This window comes from Marixanthomonas spongiae, assembly GCF_003095375.1.
In the GTDB taxonomy this organism is placed as follows: domain Bacteria; phylum Bacteroidota; class Bacteroidia; order Flavobacteriales; family Flavobacteriaceae; genus Marixanthomonas; species Marixanthomonas spongiae.
Window position 1 is genome coordinate 39943 of the sequence record NZ_QEHR01000007.1, and the last position, 18891, is coordinate 58833.

18 protein-coding genes, 2 tRNA genes and 1 riboswitch are annotated in these 18891 nt (G+C 39.0%); of the genes, 4 read left to right on the forward strand and 16 right to left on the reverse strand.

The window, feature by feature from the left end:
- Positions 1 to 3: 3 nt before the first annotated feature.
- The 5 genes from DDV96_RS11325 to DDV96_RS11350 all read right to left on the reverse strand — a co-directional run bounded on the left by DDV96_RS11325 (position 4) and on the right by DDV96_RS11350 (position 2064).
- Positions 4 to 384: a BfmA/BtgA family mobilization protein gene (locus DDV96_RS11325; protein WP_116694885.1), complete on the reverse strand. Its 381-nt coding sequence runs from the start codon at positions 382 to 384 to the stop codon at positions 4 to 6.
- Between the two features lie 433 nt (positions 385 to 817).
- On the reverse strand, positions 818 to 1015 hold the full coding sequence (locus DDV96_RS11335) for a hypothetical protein (RefSeq protein WP_116694887.1): 198 nt from the start codon (positions 1013 to 1015) through the stop codon (positions 818 to 820).
- Positions 1016 to 1027: 12 nt separating this feature from the next.
- Entirely contained in the window at positions 1028 to 1408 is a 381-nt protein-coding gene (locus DDV96_RS11340; RefSeq protein WP_116694888.1) for a DUF6876 family protein, read from the reverse strand.
- A gap of 76 nt (positions 1409 to 1484) precedes the next feature.
- Positions 1485 to 1841, reverse strand: coding sequence for a single-stranded DNA-binding protein (locus DDV96_RS11345; RefSeq protein ID WP_116694889.1), 357 nt, complete (start codon positions 1839 to 1841; stop codon positions 1485 to 1487).
- Positions 1842 to 1851: 10 nt separating this feature from the next.
- Positions 1852 to 2064 (reverse strand): hypothetical protein, encoded by a 213-nt coding sequence (locus DDV96_RS11350; protein WP_116694890.1) that lies wholly within the window; start codon positions 2062 to 2064, stop codon positions 1852 to 1854.
- 625 nt (positions 2065 to 2689) lie between these two features.
- Positions 2690 to 2785: riboswitch (TPP riboswitch) on the forward strand.
- A 70-nt stretch (positions 2786 to 2855) separates the two neighbouring features.
- Between DDV96_RS11350 and DDV96_RS11355 the strand changes: the two genes are divergently transcribed.
- From DDV96_RS11355 to DDV96_RS11370, 4 genes are read left to right on the forward strand one after another with little or no spacing between them, the layout of a single operon-like run.
- A complete protein-coding gene (locus tag DDV96_RS11355) occupies positions 2856 to 3575 on the forward strand; it encodes a class I SAM-dependent methyltransferase (protein WP_116694891.1) in 720 nt (239 codons plus the stop codon).
- Positions 3575 to 4627, forward strand: a complete 1053-nt coding sequence (locus tag DDV96_RS11360) for an AIR synthase family protein (protein ID WP_116694892.1) — start codon at positions 3575 to 3577, stop codon at positions 4625 to 4627. The genes DDV96_RS11355 and DDV96_RS11360 overlap by 1 nt, the downstream gene beginning before the upstream one ends.
- Positions 4624 to 5265: a thiamine phosphate synthase gene (locus DDV96_RS11365; protein WP_240607712.1), complete on the forward strand. Its 642-nt coding sequence runs from the start codon at positions 4624 to 4626 to the stop codon at positions 5263 to 5265. The genes DDV96_RS11360 and DDV96_RS11365 overlap by 4 nt, the downstream gene beginning before the upstream one ends.
- Positions 5262 to 5549, forward strand: a complete 288-nt coding sequence (locus tag DDV96_RS11370; protein ID WP_116694894.1) for a Trm112 family protein — start codon at positions 5262 to 5264, stop codon at positions 5547 to 5549. Before DDV96_RS11365 ends, DDV96_RS11370 begins: the two co-directional genes overlap by 4 nt.
- A 481-nt stretch (positions 5550 to 6030) precedes the next feature.
- Here the strand turns inward: DDV96_RS11370 and DDV96_RS11375 are convergent, their stop codons facing one another.
- The 11 genes from DDV96_RS11375 to DDV96_RS11425 form a co-directional block, all read right to left on the reverse strand.
- Positions 6031 to 9114 (reverse strand): efflux RND transporter permease subunit, encoded by a 3084-nt coding sequence (locus DDV96_RS11375; protein ID WP_116694895.1) that lies wholly within the window; start codon positions 9112 to 9114, stop codon positions 6031 to 6033.
- Between the two features lie 12 nt (positions 9115 to 9126).
- Complete coding sequence (locus tag DDV96_RS11380) at positions 9127 to 10629, reverse strand: efflux RND transporter periplasmic adaptor subunit (RefSeq protein WP_116694896.1); 1503 nt, start codon at positions 10627 to 10629, stop codon at positions 9127 to 9129.
- 20 nt (positions 10630 to 10649) lie between these two features.
- Positions 10650 to 10940, reverse strand: coding sequence for a hypothetical protein (locus DDV96_RS11385; RefSeq protein WP_116694897.1), 291 nt, complete (start codon positions 10938 to 10940; stop codon positions 10650 to 10652).
- Between the two features lie 18 nt (positions 10941 to 10958).
- A complete protein-coding gene (locus tag DDV96_RS11390; protein ID WP_116694898.1) occupies positions 10959 to 12143 on the reverse strand; it encodes a TolC family protein in 1185 nt (394 codons plus the stop codon).
- A 71-nt stretch (positions 12144 to 12214) separates the two neighbouring features.
- Positions 12215 to 12709: a hypothetical protein gene (locus DDV96_RS11395; protein WP_240607713.1), complete on the reverse strand. Its 495-nt coding sequence runs from the start codon at positions 12707 to 12709 to the stop codon at positions 12215 to 12217.
- A gap of 74 nt (positions 12710 to 12783) precedes the next feature.
- On the reverse strand, positions 12784 to 13620 hold the full coding sequence (locus tag DDV96_RS11400) for a DUF932 domain-containing protein (RefSeq protein ID WP_116694900.1): 837 nt from the start codon (positions 13618 to 13620) through the stop codon (positions 12784 to 12786).
- A gap of 249 nt (positions 13621 to 13869) precedes the next feature.
- Positions 13870 to 14277, reverse strand: coding sequence for a hypothetical protein (locus DDV96_RS11405; RefSeq protein ID WP_116695094.1), 408 nt, complete (start codon positions 14275 to 14277; stop codon positions 13870 to 13872).
- Positions 14278 to 14628: 351 nt separating this feature from the next.
- On the reverse strand, positions 14629 to 15882 hold the full coding sequence (locus DDV96_RS11410; RefSeq protein WP_116694901.1) for a site-specific integrase: 1254 nt from the start codon (positions 15880 to 15882) through the stop codon (positions 14629 to 14631).
- Between the two features lie 227 nt (positions 15883 to 16109).
- Positions 16110 to 16184, reverse strand: a tRNA-Pro gene (locus tag DDV96_RS11415).
- A gap of 227 nt (positions 16185 to 16411) precedes the next feature.
- Positions 16412 to 16499 (reverse strand) — tRNA-Ser (locus DDV96_RS11420).
- Positions 16500 to 16718: 219 nt separating this feature from the next.
- Positions 16719 to 18764 (reverse strand): HD family phosphohydrolase, encoded by a 2046-nt coding sequence (locus DDV96_RS11425; RefSeq protein ID WP_116694902.1) that lies wholly within the window; start codon positions 18762 to 18764, stop codon positions 16719 to 16721.
- Positions 18765 to 18891: the final 127 nt, after the last annotated feature.

Consider the following 18891-nt stretch of genomic DNA (forward strand, 5'->3'; position numbering starts at 1 on the left):
ATTTTAGAGTTCGTTCTTCAAATTTCGCTTCTCTTGGAAACGAACTTTTTTCTTTTTCTCAGACACTTTTTTCTCTAAAATGAGTGGTTTTTTTTCTGGTTCTTCTGCTTCAAATAAAGATTGAATCATTGTCACCGTAGGTTTGGTTTGCGTCTTTTCCACATCTCGCATTATGGCAATGACCGCATTGATTCTCTTGAGCAGTTTCGCTTCAATGGTTCGCCCTGTCGGTCCTAATTTTTCCTTTGGCGAAATTTCGTTATAGAAGAAAAAATCGAGCATTGCTGCCATTGCCTCGGTGTGCGATTTGAAGTAAGTGCGTGAGAAAGTCTGGAAACGCTTTGCAGTTTCCTTTTTAAATCTAATTCCAATAAATGAGTCCATATTTCGCCGATTTGTCGCAAAATCTTCCCTAAAAATGGGCGTTTCCAGCCCGTTTGTCGCAAATCGTTGATTGTCAGGATTTTAAAATATATACAAATTGCTGGTAATCAGCTATTTGAAAACGAAAAGGAATCCGAAACATCGCGCAGCGTGTTACCCTCTTGCTATTCCTTTTCGTCACGCGCAAGCGTGACAAAAATCCATACAATCCGGTTGAAAAAACCGATTGCCATTTTAGGAAAATAATTTTCCGATATGTTATTTTTAGATGTGTACGGTTATCGGCGAAAGTCGAAAAATGGATAACCTATACTTAAAATTGATTACTGAATTTCAGCGAAATAAAGATACATCTTTTTCTTGATATAAGATTAATTGCATATAAAAAACACCCCTAAAATTTAGAGGTGTCTTTTCATTTTGGTTCTGAAATTTATATGTTAAACACATAGGTATAAGAATATAAATTCCGCAACGCTTCTTCGTCGAGCATCTTGTCCAAATTAGTGTTATGCTTTGTTGCATAATCCATCATAGCCTTGCCATATTTCTCCTTTATATCTTCCTTGGAATTGGCAATTAATCGCTCTTGTGTTTCCTCGTTCAAATCGGTAAAATTTAGATAAATCATAGCTTCTAAATTTTAGTATTCGCTTGGTAACATCAGCGTATTATCCACAAAAAATAACCGCAGTTCATCCAATGGAAAATCCGTTATCCGATAGCCGTGTTTTCCAAGAATATTTCCGTTTCCATCGCTGTACGTAATTTCGGCTTCGTACCCAGAATAATCCTGTTTTTCCTTGGACAGCCTTTTAAAGTCGATGGTTACAAAATAGGTTTTATCCATCAAGGTTTTGGCAAATGCAGAGGTATCGGTAATCAGCCAAAAACATTCCGCAGCTTCCGCTAAATATTTCAGTCCGTTGGTGTATCGGGTTCTTAATAATGGGATTTGAAATATGGTTTCCGAACCGTGAAAATGTTGCAATCCCTCTTTGATTTCGTTAACTTGTGCTTTCATTGTGATTTCTATTTAAGGGGTTAATAATGAAAAAAGAGGGCGCAACTTTAGACGAAACGCCCTCTTTAATTTTAGATTACCCGGCTGAATTATTACCGTTCTTAGTTCCCAACAAAAGGATTTCATTGGCTTCCACTTCGGTAACATATCGTTTGATACCGTCCTTGTCCTCGTAGCTTCGGGATTTAAGTTTTCCCGTTACCCCGATTTCCTTGCCCCTTCCAGCATATTTTTCGATGATTTCGGCAGTTTTGCCCCAGGCTACAATCGTGTGCCATTCCGTACTTTGGACTTTTTCGCCCTCGCTGTTTTTGTAATACTCGTTTGTGTCGAGTGAAAGACGGGCTACCTTTTTACCGCTTTCAAGGTTCGTAATGGTTGGTTCTTGACCAACGTTTCCGATTAACTGTACGTGATTTTTTAAAGTGCTCATAATAAAATATTTAAAGATTAATTAAAATGCCATCTGAACCATTCAGATAGTTTACGTTTATATTTTTTTGAATTGATTTACTTATTATATCCAGAGCGTTTTCCTTTTTTTGTTTCTTTAGTCCCGCTTCCTTTTTGATGTTTTTGTAAGATTTCATAATATTCGATTTAGATTTACTTCCCATAGAGCCGTCCGCTGTTACCTTTTTTTGTTGCTGATACATTTTCAAGAGTTGGAATTAATAAGGAGTTATAAAAGGGAGGTACGACCGGTTATGCACTCCGTTTAACTTCCAACTATTGGTATTTTGCTTACAAAAAAATGGTTGGGACAGCGGTGGCTCGGGAGTAGGTCTAAATGTCTTTTGTGAAGTACAAAAACTTAGGAAGCGGGACTAAATGATAAATGGAATTCCTATCAGGCGGACTTAACTTCAAAGATGTAGATTGGGAATGAAGTGTTCCTGCCGTTTTTCAGGCAGGGTTAACGTAATGGAAATCGGAAGCTTTGGAGTTGTGTCCAAGACCTTCGTAATGAAGCGCTTTTCCCGGAATGGAGTTTTTTTTGCAGAATGCAGGGGAATGTGCTGAGTGTGTTTAACATTCAATAGATATTCTCTATGATTGTTTTAAAAGACGCCTCAACCACACAAAATAGGGATTCAAAAAAATTATGGTTTAAATATAAACTATACTTCTACTCATAACTTCCTCTTGTTTTGGATAGATTCCTACGTGGAGAAAAATGGTAGTACTTCCAAAAATAGGTTGACAGCTACCCATTAAAAAACCATTTCAAAAAACATTTACTGGGATAAATTAGTATCTCCTAATATTTGTGTAACTTTGAAAAAAAGCACGGGGTGTTCTGAGTATTCAGAACTGAGAAAATACCCGAAACCTGATTTGGATAATGCCAACGTAGGGATGCAGACTTAGGATATTTCTATTCCATTGCACCATTCTTTTGGCTTTCCAAAAGGATGGTTTTTTAATTTTTAAAGCAATTTGAGCAATGGAAATAGAAAAAGTCAATCAGCAGCTCGTACCTGAGAAAACACAGACCTGGCAAGGAAGATCAGAATGGTTTTTTAATAGGAAATACACCGATACTTACGAAGAATATTACGAAGGACCGTATAAGCGTGCCGAAGTCTGGCAGAAAAAAATTTTGGAACAACTTATTTCCAAGGACAAACGGGTATCCACGTTACTTGAATTCGGCTGCGGCACAACGCGGTTTACCAGATGGTGGAAAGACATTGGAATTGAAGCTACGGGTGGCGATATCTCACCCTTTATGTTATCCCAGGCTTTACATCGTTTTGACGGAGACCTGGTTATGGCTGATTCTCATTATTTGCCATTCAAAGATAACACTTTTGATGCTTTGGCATTTATCGCCACATTTGAATATTATAAAGACCCAGTAAAAGTTATACGTGAAGCTTCCAGAGTGGGCCGGCACGGTATTATTATGGGAATGATGAATCGTAATACTCCTAAATTAATAAGACGAAGAACGCAGCAGCTCTTTGGTAAAAATGAATTTTATGTAACAGCAAAATTTTATACTCCTAAAAAATTAATAAAAACGATTGACGAAGCCCTAAAAGGTAGGGATTACTCTATTGAGTGGAAAGCTACCGGACTTCCTAAATGGTTTCCGGTTCAAAAATGGAATTTACCAATTGGAGATTTCTTTGGTCTATACGTTAAATTTAAGGACATATAATGGAAGAACAACCGGGAAAAATAGCACATCCATTCTTCAAACAATTCGTTCAGCACAAATGTGGAAAGAAAAGACAGGAAATTAGAATTGGTCCTCAATTTGGCGTAGACGTATCTGTTATTGACTTGCCAAATGGTCAAGCTATGGCTATGGCAAGTGATCCGTTATCGCTTATTCCTACACTCGGATTGAGAGAGTCTGCCTATCTTTCTGTCCACCTTGTGGCCAATGACATCGCTACAACAGGATTCCCACCTATGTACGGACAGTTCGTACTGAACCTTCCTTCTCAATTCTCGCAAAAAGACTTTCAAAAATATTGGGATTATATTCATCAATTTTGTTCGGAAATTGGAATAGCCATTACGGGTGGGCACACTGGATTTATTGAAGGCCAAAATTCAACAATTGCAGGGGGTGGTACTTTGATTACCCTTACAGAACAAAATCAACTGCTTACCTCAAAATTGGCTGAGCCCGGTAATGCTATTTTAGTAACCAAGGGCTGTGCTATTTCTTCCGTGGCCATTTTGGCAAAGAGCTTTCCCCAAACAGTGAAAAATAAAACAGGAACAGAGCATTATCATAATGCCTGTGAATCGTTTTACGATATTTCCGTTTTAAAGGACGCATTGACAGCTACGGGCGGAGAAAAACAAAAGGAAGTTACCGCTATGCACGATGTTACCGAAGGTGGGGTTTTGGGGGCTATTTATGAAATGGCCATCGCTTCGGACAATGGTGCAATAATTTATAACGACAAACTTCCTATAAACGAAACGCAATTTCGTGTTTGTGAAGTCTTTTCCTTATTGCCCTCTTATTGCATCGGTGCGGGTTCTATGATAATAACTTGTAAAAAAAATGTGGCATCCAAAATTATAACCAATTTGGAAGGGAATAATATTTCTTGTACTGAAGTTGGGGAAATTACGGAAAAAAGTAATGGGATAAAGCTAATTGAAAAAGACAGGGAATCAGATTTAATTTATTACGAAAAAGACCCTTATTGGGAGGCTTTCTTTAAAGCATTAAAATTGGGATGGAAGTGAAAGCGAATAAAAAATCAATCAAATCGGGTATTTACTTAGTAATCGACCCTTCTATGGAAGAGAAGGATTTATTGAATAAATTGCAAATCGTCCTCACAAAAGAAATTGCTGCCGTTCAGATTTGGGACAATTTTAAAAACGGACAAAATATTATAGAACTCATTCAGAAAATTCATTCCCTATGTGCCCAACATCAAATACCTATACTCATTAATAACCACTGGGAATACTTAAAAGAAACTGAATTGGACGGAGTTCATTTTAATACAATACCCACCAACCTTGAAGAGATTAGAAAGGAAATAAACAAGGATATCATTTTCGGTCTTACCTGTGGAAATGATTTGACCGCCACCAGATGGGCTGCAAAACACAATATTGATTATATTTCCTTTTGTTCAATGTTTCCATCTGCAAGTATTAGCAATTGTGAAATCATATCCTATGAAACAGTAAAAAAAGCCTCATTAATTTATGACAAACCGCTGTTTTTAGCGGGAGGAATTTACCCAAAAAACATTAAACAATTAGATGACTTAGAATATAACGGCATCGCCGTTATTTCGGGGATTATGAATTCTCAACATCCCGATCAAGCAATAGATGAATACCATCAAAATTTAAAATCAACAAAATGAGAAAGGAAATCATAAAAAAACTTTGCTGTCCTTTTGATAAGTCAGATTTGACTTTATGGACTATTACAGAAGACGATGAAGATAAGGTTTTGGCAGGGATTCTATCCTGTGCTGCTTGCAACCGTGTTTATCCCATTGTTTCCGGAATTCCCATAATGAGTCCAGATGAATATAGAGATTTTAAATTGGAACAACCTATACTTAAAAAATGGAAAAAAATTTTGAATGGAAAGCAAGGAAAACAATTTAAAACCTCAGAAGGGAAGATAAAAGCAATTAAATAAATTTTAAAAATGATCTCAAAGAAGCTATGCCATTACACCAGATTTTATCAAATGGAAGGTTTACAATAACGCACCCTACGAAATGCACGAATTCTTTTCTCTTTCCATAACCGTCCGCCATTCTATTTCAATGTTTTCATAAGAAAACCAAATTTGTGAGTTGGGGAATATAAGGATAATACTTTTACTTTTCGCTAATCACTTATTTGCTGTCTATATTATCTCCTGAAGTAGGATTTAAAGCGGACTTGACTTCAAAGCTGTAGATAGGAATGGAGCGTTCCTGCGTATTTCAGCGGGAGTAGCATAATCGGAATCGGAAGTTTTGGAGTTGTGTCGAAGATAGTAGTAATGAAGCGCTTTTCCCGGAATGTAGCTTTTTCTGCAAAATGCAGGGGAATGGGCTGAGTGAAATTGGAAATTTCATAATATAAAAAACCTTCCTACCGTAGTAAGAAGGCTTTTAACTATACCTCATTTGCTATTCTTCTTTTTTCAGAACCATCTGATACACACAAGGAATCACAACCAAATTCAAAATAGTGGCTGATAACAATCCGCCCAAAATAACAACTGCCATAGGGCTTTGTATTTCACTACCCGGTTCTCCATCTTTTAAAGCTAAAGGAATTAGCGCTAAACCTGTTGTAAAAGCTGTCATCAAGATTGGGTTCAAACGATCCAGAGCTCCTGTTTTTATCAATTGAAAGCCTTGTATTCCTTCTTTTCTCAAATCTTCATAACGTGAGACTAATAGAATACCATTACGAGTAGCAATCCCGAATAGACTGATAAAACCAATTGTTGCTGCAATACTGATGATTCCCGATGTGAAATACACAATCAAAATTCCCCCAATCAATGCCAAAGGCAGGTTTATCAAGACAACAAAAGCCAACTTGACATCTTTAAACTCATAATAGAGCAACAGGAAGATGATGGCAATGGCAGCAATTGCCGTTATTAAAAGTAAGCGTGAGGCCTTGGATTCACTTTCAAACTGTCCGCCATATTCAATTCGATACCCTTCCGGCATCGCAATGTTTTGATTTACGGTTTCTTTGATTTCTTCTACGGCACCACGCAAATCCCTGCCTTGAACATTGGCGGCGACTACAATTTTACGTTGTACGTCCTCCCGGCTAATTTTACTCGGACTGCTCACAGATTGAACAGTTGCCAATTCGCCCAAAGTGGTCTGGCCACCATTTGGCAAACTGATTAAAGCATTTCCGATGGTTTCAATATTGTCCCGAAAACGTTTTTGATAGCGGACCACCAAATCGAAATATTTTTGCCCTTCATAAACCTCACCTGCTTCTTCTCCTGCAAATGCAATATCCACTTGTTGCATCAAGTCGCCAACGGTCATTCCATAAGCCGATAATATTTGGCGTTTGGGTTTGATGCGCATTTGTGGCACTTCTATTTGCTGGTCTACCGCAACATCTGCCAAACCTTCAATATCCTGGATGTTTTGCTCTACACTTTTACCAACTTCAAACAAACGTTGTAAATCTGAACCAAAAATCTTGATGGCAATATTGGCGCGAGTACCTGAAAGCATATGGTCAATACGGTGTGCAATGGGCTGTCCCAAAGTAATGTTGACTCCTGGTACAACGCTCAATTTATTACGGACTTCTTCAAAGAATTCTTCTTTGGTCTTATCTTTAAGGGAGAAAGGCACATCTATTTCCGAAGCATTGACGCCTTGTGCGTGTTCATCCAATTCGGCTCGACCTTGTCTTCGGGTAACAACGTCCACTTCGGGTAAATCCAATAGGATTTGTTCCACTAATTTTCCTGATTTGTTGCTTTCCTGTAAAGACATTCCTGGCGGACCCACCACACTTATTACCAATGAACCTTCGTTAAATTCTGGCAGGAAACTTCTTCCTAATTGGGTTACCACCAAAAGACTTAATACAAATGCAATTACCGTGACACCTATTATTGTTTTTGGAATTTTTGTAACACGTTCCAATAGGTTACCATATTGTTTCTGTAACCAACGCTCCACGCGTGTGCCTTCTGCTTGTTTATGGAGTAATTTTTCATTCGTTAATAAATAAGAACATAAAATTGGTGTTACCGTTACTGCAACAATTAAAGATGTTAAAACAGATGTTACAAATGCTATTCCCAGCGGTTGCAACAAACGTCCTTCCATTCCACTTAAAAAGAATAGGGGAACAAATGAGACAATAATAATCAGCGTTGCAATAATAATAGAACTTCGTATTTCTACAGAAGCCTCACGCACAACCTTAATGGTTGGTTGACGTGCATCTTTCGGCTTTTTGATATTTTCGCGCAAGCGTTTATAGACGTTCTCCACATCTATAATCGCATCGTCAACCAAAGCGCCGACAGCAATTGCCATACCGCCCAAACTCATCGTATTGATGGTATAGCCTAATAACTTGAGTACAATGATGGAAACCAAAAGGGAAACCGGAATTGCTAAAAGGGAAATGAAAGTGGTACGCCAATTCATCAGGAAAATAAAAAGTATAATAACCACGAAAAATGCACCTTCGAGTAAGGTTTGGTTCAAATTGCTGATGGAAGCATTTATAAAATCTGAAGACCTAAAAATTTGACTTTTTATTTCTACGCTTTTCGGCAAGGTTTTTTCCAAATCGGCAATGGCTTCATCCAAACTTTCTGTCAATTCCAATGTATTGACATCAGGCTGTTTCGAAATGGTTAAAATAACTGCTGGTTTTCCATTTAAGGAACCATCACCTATTTTATCCGCAGCTCCAATTTGAACTGTTGCCACATCTTTTATTTTGATGGTTTGCCCGTTCACTTCTTTTAGGACGGCTTCTTGCAAATCTTCCAGCGCATAGGCTCTACCGCTTCCCTTTATAATATACTTATTCCCATATTGGTTTATCACGCCACCAGGTGCATTTGTATTTGCCTCCTCAACGTATTCTACCAATTCGGAAAGGCTCACATCATAATACTTCATCTTTTCGGGATTGGCAAATACTTGGTATTGCTTATAATCACCACCAATGACCACCACATTTGCAATACCGCCAATTGCTTTTAAGCGAGGCCTGATTGTCCAATCGGACAAGGTTCGCAGTTCCATCGGCGATAAACTATCAGATGTTACACCCAATAGCATTATTTCGCCCATAATGGATGAAATAGGTGCCATTGTTGGTGCTCCAATGCCTTCAGGTAAATTTTCCCTCACCATAGGGATACGTTCACTTACAATTTGGCGGGCCTTATAAATATCGGTTCCCCAATCAAATTCTACCCACACAATGGAAACTCCAGCTGCCGATGACGAACGGATCCGTCTCACATTGGGCGAACCGTTTAAGGCCGTTTCCAGTTGATAGGTTACTAATTTTTCTACTTCTTCAGATTCCATTCCGTGCGCTTCGGTAAGAATGGTTACCGTTGGTGCCGTTAGGTCCGGGAAAACATCCACGTTCATTGTACGCGCATAATACGCTCCCAGCACACTCAAAGCAACCGCTCCTAATAGAATGAGCAATCTATTTTGAAGTGAAATTGATAATATTTTGTTTAACATTTCTCTTCGTTTTTAATGTTCGTGGCCGTGTGCCGGGGTTGAACCAGACATTGAAGCCATTTTAACTTGATACGCTCCTGTTGTGACAACCACTTCGCCCACTTGCAAGCCTTCCAGTATTTCTACATTCTCGCCATTGCGTTTTCCAATCTTTACAGGTCGTCTTTCAAAACTTTCGCCTGAAAGCTGAGTAATAACGGAATAGCTTCCATAGTCCTCCAATAAGGCATTTACAGGAATCATTGTATTTTGTGTAGCATTTCCCATCGCTATCTGCACGGGTGTTAGACTTCCTATGGGCATATCGACTTCAGCGTTCACTTGTGCAAAAACAGAAATCAATGGGTTTTCACGTTCCACGTCTTTGCCTATCGAAAGGATTTTGCCCTCGGCATCAGTTACGTCTATCCATTGTCCATCTTTGGTTTGGTACCAAATGCCCTGTACATTTTCCATCGTAAGACCGTAGTCAGGTGCTAATTGTGCTTTTAAAACTCTGGATTGATGCGTCCCAATACTTACCAAAGCCACACCCTGCTCTACATAATCGCCATTGGAAACGGTTATGGATTTGATAAAGCCATCAAAAGGTGCTCGTATTTGTTTGCTTCCGGCCGAGACACCAGACACCAATGATTGATAGTTGGCTTTGGCTATCTCGAAACTGCTCTCTACTTTCTCAAATTCAGATTTTGGGACTATTTCGGATTCGTATAGCTCTTTCTTCCGTTCATATTCAGATTTAGCCTGTTGGAATTTTGCTTTCGCGGAAGCGATATCCGTACTTAAATTGTTTGAAGCCAAACCTTGGCTGTTCAAACTCATTAACAACTGACCTTGTTTTACTTCTGTTCCTTCTGTAAGATTATTCATTTTGAAGTCCACCACACCATTAGATTTTGCTGCCAAGGACTTTGTTGAACCTGGCGATGGCATCCAAACACCGGACGTATTGATGACATCGTAAATTTTATCAGAAACCACGGGCGAGGTTTGAAAATCGATTTTCCAAGCTTGCTCCTTTAAGAACGAGATTCCTGCATCATCTTCTTCCGTACCCAAAGCTTTTATGGCTTCATCCGTAGTGGCATATACCATTACATTATCAATGGAAATTTTATCTGAATACTCTGGTGTCATTAATTCAAAAACCAATTGATAGTTTCCAGCTTCTTTCGGTTGTATGGTAGGCGAAAAAATACCCGGTGATGACGGTGTATCTACCGTATTTCTAATTCCTTTTCCATCTTTTATTAAGCTGACCGTTACAGAACCTTCACGAACGGGCTGGTGTTTATCCAAAACCGTAAAATGGGCTGCAAATCTACTTCCGTTACCTACTATGAGCGCAGGAAACTCAACAAAGAGTTCTGTTTTATCCGTCCAGATAGTATGGCTCAATCGCGGGATTTCTTCGCCCACGTGACTACCATCTTCGTTGTGTGCGTGTGCGTCTTCTGCTTTGTTATTGCACGACATTGCCAAAAAGGAAAGCACTATTATTATATATTTCATCTTTTGTATTTATTTGATTTTTAATGGTCGTGGTGTTCAGAACCATCATCGTGTTTGTGGGTTTTAGAATCATCATCTTTATGATTACCGTCTGAATCGTGGTCGTGACCGTGGTCATTTGTCTTCATTTCCATAGAATCTTTTCCTACTTCAAATTCTTCTTGTTCTATGTCTTCCTCGTGCATATGGCTTCCGTCTTCATTGTGTTCGTGACCGTGGTCATCTGTACTCTCTTTTTTTGTTTCCCTGCAAGAGCTTACCAAAAATGTTGATGCGATTGCTATTGCAAATATTATTTTTGAAATTTTCATAATCTTTGTTTTAAAGGTTTATAATGTATGTTTTAAGAGTTGCGCTTGTAGCAATTGGATTTCTTCTTCCATCTGCAACATTCTGTCAGATGCATTGCGGTAAAACTGAAGCTCTACATAGTAATCCATAAACGAATATTCGCCCAACATATAAGCCTTAAAGAGCAGTTGTTCGCTATTTAAGTTGCCCATCGTGGTTTGATACTCATTGTATTTTTCGAGCATCAATTCATATCGATCGTAGGTTTCTTGAAATTGCGCGTATAGTGAAGCGGTAATTGCTTTAGTGTTCAATTGCTGATATTCGTAATCGGCTTCGGCCGCTTTTATCTTGTTCTTGCTGTTCCACAACGGAATGGAAAGACCACCGTAAAAACCCGAATAATTGCTACCACTAACACCCTGATAATTGTAACCAAGTGACACATTGGGCAACACCTTGTTTTTTTCCAGTTTTACTTTTTGAAGCGAAGCCGTTTCAGCTGCCTTTAAACCTTGTAACGAAGGGTCGCTGGCTAATCTTTCTTGCCAAAGCGTTTCGACCGAAGCAACCTCGATAGGCAAATCGATAACTTCTGTAAAACCATCAATGGAATTACCGCCGTTCAATGTTCTGAGTTTGGACAGTACAATTTGGATTTCGCTTTCAATCTGTTGAACAACGAATTGCTCTTGAATCCAAGCGATTTTCGCCTTGTTCAAATCCAAAATTCCGACTTGTTCTTTATCATAAAGCTCTTGAACCTGGTCGAAAACCTGTTTGCTTTGGGTCCGCCTTTCGGTTTCAATGGCTTTCTGCTTTTGAAGGAAAGCGAGTTCAATCAATACTGATTTTGCTTCCAACAAAACTTCCTGTCGCTTTTTGGCATAGGACGTTTGTAGTTGTATCGACTTTAGGTCGTTCCATTTACTGCGTGAACCATATACCGTCGGAAATTCGAAGGATTGCGATATTTCATATTCGGTATAGTTTCCAGTCACATTATCGCCAAAGGGCAAATAATATCCTGAAAGCTGTGGGTCGGGTAAATTATTGGTGCTCTTGTTTTCGAGTTTTTGGCTTTCAATAAATGATTGATAGCCTTTTAACTCTGTATTGTTCTGTTCTATTTCGTTAAGCAGTTCCCCAATGTTTTTATCCTGTGAGAAACCATTAACAAAGAACAGGCATCCGCAAATGGCGGACACGATGTATTTGTTCATTGTTTGAGATTTTAGGTTTAATCTAAGTGTATAAAAGGATTCCTGCCTTAGCGGCAGGTATTCCTAAACGATTAACCTAAAGATGGTGGGCCCCGTAAATCGAGGGATGAGAGGTAAGGATTAAAATGATTGTTGGGCGGATGATAAATTGGCGGTTTACCGTTTTGCCTATTAGCAACGACATAAAATTCTTGAAAATCAGAAGTAGGTTTTACAATATTGTCATCTACGGTAGTTTGATGCTCAACGGCATCCCTCTTAAGCACAACAATATCGCTTGACGCCGTGGAATGGACGTGCATATCCATAAAAAATCCAAAGAATCCGTAAAGGGAATCTTCCTTTTCCTGAGAACTATCATCGTGATGATGTTCGCCAGTATGCGTAATATCTGAATGGGAATGCATTTCCTCGTGCTGATGATGCAAATGAGGAAAAGCTTGATGCAGCATTATTAGACTAAACAAGCCTAAAAAGAAAAATGCCGCTATTTTATTTGGTTTTTGCATCGCTGGCAAAGATAGCAATATTTCTGGGGTGTTAAAATTGAGACTTAAAAATCTCAATTCAAAAATCTTAAAATATCTAATTGAAAAGAGAAAAAATCCAGTTTATGGTACTGGATAAACCTATTATGACATCAAGCCATTTCATAGACAGCATTGAACAGTTTTTTGTCTAAGCGTTCCTGTTGTGAAAAACTTTTCTTCAATGTGTTGTGAAGCATTTGATTAAAAGCATTAAAGCCTATCCACAAATTAGGTTTTTCATCAAGTAACAATGCTTCGTTATTTAGAATTTCAAGGACTTCCCGGGATTTCTTAGAAGGATCATTGTTCTTATCACTACATTCATACCGGAACAATTTCGTCCTTTCCAGAATTTCTTTTACAAATTCCTTGGTGTCGATGATTTCAAATCCCCTCATTTTGTCGAATTTCTTGGTAATGCTATAAAATTCATTATCCACGAACTTATCGAACAAATTGTTCAACCTTGGCATTATCAAGTCGGTATTGTTCTTACTGTGCTTGATGGCGAACTCGATTTCAGCCTGTGAAACGTGCAGGCCATTGGAGCAGACCTCCCTATAAAAGCCAAAATGTCCCGAAGTTTTTTCGCTACCATCATAGGAATTCTTAAACCGCAGCATCGGCAGTATCAGGTCTTTTTCATTCTTTACCGAAAATTGGCTTTTATCGTCGATGATAAAGTCGGTGATGAAAGACCTATCATTCCTGTTGATCGTTCGCTTCTTATAATTCAGATCGGCATCGGTCAACATTTCTTCGGCTTTCTTGAAAAAAAGTTCATTGGGTACGTGGCCATAGCTGTTCGATACCACGTTGACAATTTTGCCATTTGAAATAATGATATTTTCAAGCCCCCTTCGGGATTCCATCTGGGTCAGACTTTTCAAGGATTTCATTTCTGATGGAACGAAGATTTCATCCTGCTGTAAATTTGATAAATACATAACATTTGATTTTAGTTAAACAATAAATATTTAAGCTAGAACCAAACGGAAGATAAAATCTCGGCTCAAAAGGAAACGGAATAAATAGCGAGTGCGGGAGCGGCTTTATGCCGTAATCTTTTGATGGGAGTATTTTACGGGTTTACCTTTGCGCCGATATCGATTGAATACTATACCTCCCTTTTTTAAGGAAAAAAGAAAACCTACTCTTGGGGAGTAGGCTTCCTGTTTTAAGGATTTGAAGTTACCTTAGAGTTCAAATTTTACAATCTGTTCCTCAATTTCGGATTTTCGTTCCTCCAAAGTGGACTGTAAGTGATTTGTAACCAATTTGATAAGGTTCGTATTGGTCGTTTTAAATTCCAAATTGTGGGAATCCCGGATGTAAAACGAAGCTGAATCCCCTTGGTTATAGTTGAACTTTGTCAACTCGCTCAAGGTCTGGTTCAACCGTTCCCGTTGGGTGGCCAATCCCCTCAATTTTTCAAAATTTTGGATCCGGTCATCCAAACTGATGGTAGCTTTTTTCGATGCTACCGCTTTTTCTGTTGAAGCAGCTTTTCCGATGGCTTCATCGGTCAGCTTTTTCTGTACTTCTTTTTTAACGGATGCAGTATCCTTTTTTGCAGTTCCGTTTTGTTTTACTGTTGTTGCCATAATTAAAATTTTTAAGTTAAACATTATTTTAAATCGTTTTGGCAGCTTGTAAGGCAACGAGCAATACCAAAACAGGGCATTAACAGCCACAGGGAGGAAGGGGCAAGGTATGAGCGGTTATTTTTCGCAGAAAAATGTTCGGCATCCCGAAGGGCTTGACCTTGACCAAGCGATGGGATGTGGCTACATTTGCCCCCGGTTTGGTTTTGGTTGCCTCAGCTGACCGAAACAAAAAATGACTTAACGCAGAAATTTATGGCTCAATGAAAAACCAAAATCTGCAAAGGATTTGACGAGAAAAAATAAGAGTGCCGACTGGATTAGAACCTAAATGGTGTTTTCCAAACCGAATTATTGATAATGCACGCTTGTTTCGGGTTTGTCCGTAGTGTTTAATTTAGTGCGTAATGAACGCATATCCGATGATACCTTTTGCTCGATAACCCGGGCATAGATTTGCGTTGTGGAAAGCTTGGTATGACCCAGCAATTTTGAAACGGTCTCGATGGGCACACCATTCGAAAGCGTAACAGTAGTGGCAAACGTGTGTCTTGCCGCGTGGAACGTAAGCTTCTTATTGATTTTTAGGATTATCGCTATTTCCTTCAAATATTTATTGATTTTTTGATTGGAAAATACCGGTAGCAGTTTTTCCTGTTTGTTTTCAGTATCTTGGTCATACCTTTTTAATATATCAAGGGCTTTATCCAAAAGTGGTATTTTTACTGCTTCATCGTTCTTTTCCCTTTTTGTGAATATCCAATAATCCCCATCAATGCCGCGCACAATATGGTCGTCGCAGAGCAATTTCACGTCGATATAGGAAAGGCCCGTATAACAGGCAAAAACAAAAACGTCCTTCGTTTTTTGGTGCATCCCTTTTAAAAGCTGACCGGATTCCAAGACTTCAAGTTCCGATTGGGATAAAAATGCCCTTTGATGTTTTGTGAACTTTAGCGAGAACCTTACAAAAGGGTCTTTCTCGATCCATTCCAACCGAAGGGCAAGGTTCATCATCTTTTTCAACCGCTCCAAATGTTTCATAACCCCATTGTTCTTTAGGGGCTGTGAGCGGTTTATGGATTTTCCGTTACGCAGGAACTGCTCAAAGTCAATGATGAATTTGTAGGACAGTTGTTTCAGGAAAACGTCATTGGTCTTTAGTTTGTGCTTCAGATACCGTTTGATGTAGCGTTCCGTAGTGAAATAATTTTTCAACGTGCCGGGCTTGAGTACCGAAACCATATTCTTATTATGGTAGGACACCAATTGAAGCAGCGTCTTGTGCTGTTCATCTTCCCCGAGGTAACGTGCCTTAATAGCTTGGGCGGTAACATATTTGGATTCGCCCAGCAGCTGTTTGTGACATTCCAATAAATCGGAGTAGACCTGGTCTAAATAGACGTTGAGGGCTTTTCCCTCAGAAGTTCTCGAATTTGCCCTTTTGGAACGGGTATCCCAATAGGTAACCGATGTAGATCGTTTTAAACTGATTTCGGCACGTTTTCCATCGACCGTGATACGGGCATAAATGGGTGCAAAATCATCTTTTGCTTTGGCCATACTCAGCCAAAAATGAATAGTAAAAGTCTTGGAAGTCTGCATAAACTCTCGCTTTAAGTTAATAATCGATTTGTTTACGAAAGTCAAATCGCTGCGAAAGTCAAGTCTATTGAATTACCAATGTAGTGAAAATTCTGGTAACAATTTAGGTAACCGAATAGGTAACCTTTGAATTGATATTAAAGCCAATCTTATGATTTCAAGAAAAATGAAAATCCTTGATTTTCATAAGATTAGCTATATTTTGGTGTCTATTGACACCGTAATTGTCGGGGTGGCAGGATTCGAACCTGCGACCTCCTGCTCCCAAAGCAGGCGCGATAACCGGGCTACGCTACACCCCGAGGACAGTTTTATTAAACTGTAAAAAACAAATTTCAATAACCAAGCTCCAAAAAATACTGTTTTAAGTAGTCCGGGAACCGGGCGGAGTCTATCCCGCTTTTTTTGCGGGGCTACACCCCGAGGACAGTTTAATTAAACTGAAAAATTGTTAAACTTTTTGCAGTTTTTAATGTTGAAAAAGCCTTTGAGGCAATTTATGAGAACATTGAAAACTGAATTAGTTATGCGGAGAGGAAGGGATTCGAACCCCCGGTACCCGCAATGGGCACAACTCCTTAGCAGGGAGCCCCGTTCGACCACTCCGGCACCTCTCCAGTATGTAAAGAACATTCTTTCTTTAAATGCGGTTGCAAATGTAGGGTAACATTCCGTGTTTTACAAACAAAAATCAACCTTTTTTACAAGAAGTTTTTAAAACAGTGTTTTCTACTATTTTACAAGTTTGATATATGGCAAAAATTAAAGTGTAGCGCCAATCTTGATAGACTTTATTCTGGTTTTAGAGGGCAACTAAATTGAATATTTTTTTGATATCACTCTGGATATTCTACCCGCAAATGGTAAATGTTGTTCAGTTTTTTCTTCAATACTTTTTTGATGGTCTGGATTTCCTTAAAGGTGATATTGGCGTTTAAAAACTGGCCCTGAGCCATTTGCCCATCGATGATCTTTTCAACAAAAGCATCTATTTTTGACGAAGTGGGTTCTTTCAGGCTTTTACTGGCAGCTTCTACACTGTCGGACATCATAAGGATGGCGGTTTCTTTTGAAAACGGGATGGGGCCAGGATATTGGAAATCCTCCTCATTTACACCTTCATTCTGTTTTTTTTCATTCATATAGAAGTAATATACCAAACTGGTTCCGTGGTGGGTGCGGATAAAATCGATCACGCGGTCAGGCAGGTTGTTTTTACGAGCAATCTCAATACCTTTTATTACATGGTCAATTATTATGGAGGCACTTTCTTTAGGGTCTAAATCTTGGTGGGCATTAACCGAATTTACTTGGTTTTCGGTAAAATAGGTGGGGTTTTTCATTTTACCGATATCATGATACAACGCCCCTACCCGCACTAACATCGCATTGGCGTCAATTTCGTTAGCTGCGGCTTCAGCCAGATTGGCCACGTTTAAAGAATGGTGGAAGGTGCCCGGGGCTTTGTTGGACAGTTCTTTCAACAACTTAGTGTTGGTGTCGCTTAGTTCCAATAGGGAAACATCGGAAACCAATCCAAATAATTTTTCATATAGATAAATCAAGGGATGAGCAAATAGGGTCGCCAAACCGCAAAGAATGAAATAACCGAAGTTTTCCCAAATAATCAACTGCACATTTCCTTCCTGAAGGATAAAAAAAGCAAAGTATCCAATAATGTACACTAGGGTAATCTGCCCTACCGAGATAAACAGATTGGCGCGGCGGTACAGTTCAGACACCGTTAAAATAGTAACGATACCGGCAATCAATTGAAGAAACAGATACTCAAAACTGTTGGGCACCACAAACCCTAAAAGCATTAAGGTCAATGTGTGCACAAAAAGCCCCAACCTGGGATCGAAAAAGGCTTTTAAAATCAATGGTAAAATACAAAGTGGCACTACATAAACATACTTTGCATCTAGTTTTACAACAATGGTCGTCAACAATACCATTAAAATGACATTGAAAAATATAAAGGTGACTTTAGTGTTATCGTTGTATATATGGAACCGGTATTTTTTCAGAAACAAAAACAACATGGAAAACACCAAAGAAACAATTATGACGTATCCAATAATGAGCCACGAATGGTTAGACTTGCTCCACACTTGCGACTGGTATTCGGCTTTCAGCGAATTTAATATCTGGTAAGTGTCGCCTTCCACCACTTCACCCTTGGCAATGATCCTGCCTCCTTTTTCCACGACGCCTTTGTTGGGGTTTATGGCGTTAAGTTCAGAAGCTACCGAGGCTTCGGTCAATTTGGAGTCTAAGGTAACATTCGGTATAATGGCACGCTCCAAAAGTTTTTGCAACAGCATTTTAACGTCTTCGGTAGATTTTTCTGAAACTAATTTAGCCACCCTGTTCTTTATGTTCTCTTTTCTGTGAAACTGGGAATAGGCCAATTGTTCTACTTCATTTCCGCGTTTCAAGTAAATGAGCTTGTCTTGTTCATACGGGTATACTTCGTCAATCACCCCGTTGGCATAAACTTCATTGAAAACGGTCAGCCCTTCTTCTTTTGCCATACTTTTTGAGGTGGTATAAAGGCTATCTACAAAAGCATCCTGAAACAATTGCAGGAAGTTGGTTTTGCTTCTTTCTACAATTTCGGAATTGTAATCAAAGTAAGGGGTAGCGTTTTCTTTAATGGCCTCCCGTTCTTTGTCGAGCGTCTTTTCATCTTTTTTTATGGTAAAGCTAAAAGGAGCATAGAGGTTTTCGTACTGCCACGGCTTCCCTTTTTGGAAATTGTATTTAAATTGTCCTCCTTTTGGCAAGAGATAAATCACCAACACAGTAGAAAGAACAAACAGAAATCCCTTGTAAATAAGGGATTGGTTTTTTGAAAATAACGCAAAAAAGTTGTTCATAGATTTCTTTCGATGAGTAAAGGTATGAATAACCGTGGACTAATCCCAAAAGCGAGGGGCTTAAAGATTGATATTTCAGGATAAAATCCGTAAATTCGCAGTCCTTTGCTGTCGTGTATAATTAATG

Excerpts from the sequence above, each read along its gene's own strand:
- DDV96_RS11425 (WP_116694902.1), bottom strand. The coding sequence starts at position 18,764 with ATGAACAACTTTTTTGCGTTATTTTCAAAAAACCAATCCCTTATTTAC.
- DDV96_RS11410 (WP_116694901.1), bottom strand. The coding sequence starts at position 15,882 with ATGCAGACTTCCAAGACTTTTACTATTCATTTTTGGCTGAGTATGGCC.
- DDV96_RS11360 (WP_116694892.1), top strand. The coding sequence starts at position 3,575 with ATGGAAGAACAACCGGGAAAAATAGCACATCCATTCTTCAAACAATTC.
- DDV96_RS11345 (WP_116694889.1), bottom strand. The coding sequence starts at position 1,841 with ATGAGCACTTTAAAAAATCACGTACAGTTAATCGGAAACGTTGGTCAA.
- DDV96_RS11325 (WP_116694885.1), bottom strand. The coding sequence starts at position 384 with ATGGACTCATTTATTGGAATTAGATTTAAAAAGGAAACTGCAAAGCGT.
- DDV96_RS11370 (WP_116694894.1), top strand. The coding sequence starts at position 5,262 with ATGAGAAAGGAAATCATAAAAAAACTTTGCTGTCCTTTTGATAAGTCA.
- DDV96_RS11340 (WP_116694888.1), bottom strand. The coding sequence starts at position 1,408 with ATGAAAGCACAAGTTAACGAAATCAAAGAGGGATTGCAACATTTTCAC.
- DDV96_RS11355 (WP_116694891.1), top strand. The coding sequence starts at position 2,856 with ATGGAAATAGAAAAAGTCAATCAGCAGCTCGTACCTGAGAAAACACAG.
- DDV96_RS11390 (WP_116694898.1), bottom strand. The coding sequence starts at position 12,143 with ATGAACAAATACATCGTGTCCGCCATTTGCGGATGCCTGTTCTTTGTT.
- DDV96_RS11385 (WP_116694897.1), bottom strand. The coding sequence starts at position 10,940 with ATGAAAATTTCAAAAATAATATTTGCAATAGCAATCGCATCAACATTT.
- DDV96_RS11350 (WP_116694890.1), bottom strand. The coding sequence starts at position 2,064 with ATGTATCAGCAACAAAAAAAGGTAACAGCGGACGGCTCTATGGGAAGT.
- DDV96_RS11405 (WP_116695094.1), bottom strand. The coding sequence starts at position 14,277 with ATGGCAACAACAGTAAAACAAAACGGAACTGCAAAAAAGGATACTGCA.
- DDV96_RS11380 (WP_116694896.1), bottom strand. The coding sequence starts at position 10,629 with ATGAAATATATAATAATAGTGCTTTCCTTTTTGGCAATGTCGTGCAAT.
- DDV96_RS11335 (WP_116694887.1), bottom strand. The coding sequence starts at position 1,015 with ATGATTTATCTAAATTTTACCGATTTGAACGAGGAAACACAAGAGCGA.
- DDV96_RS11400 (WP_116694900.1), bottom strand. The coding sequence starts at position 13,620 with ATGTATTTATCAAATTTACAGCAGGATGAAATCTTCGTTCCATCAGAA.
- DDV96_RS11375 (WP_116694895.1), bottom strand. The coding sequence starts at position 9,114 with ATGTTAAACAAAATATTATCAATTTCACTTCAAAATAGATTGCTCATT.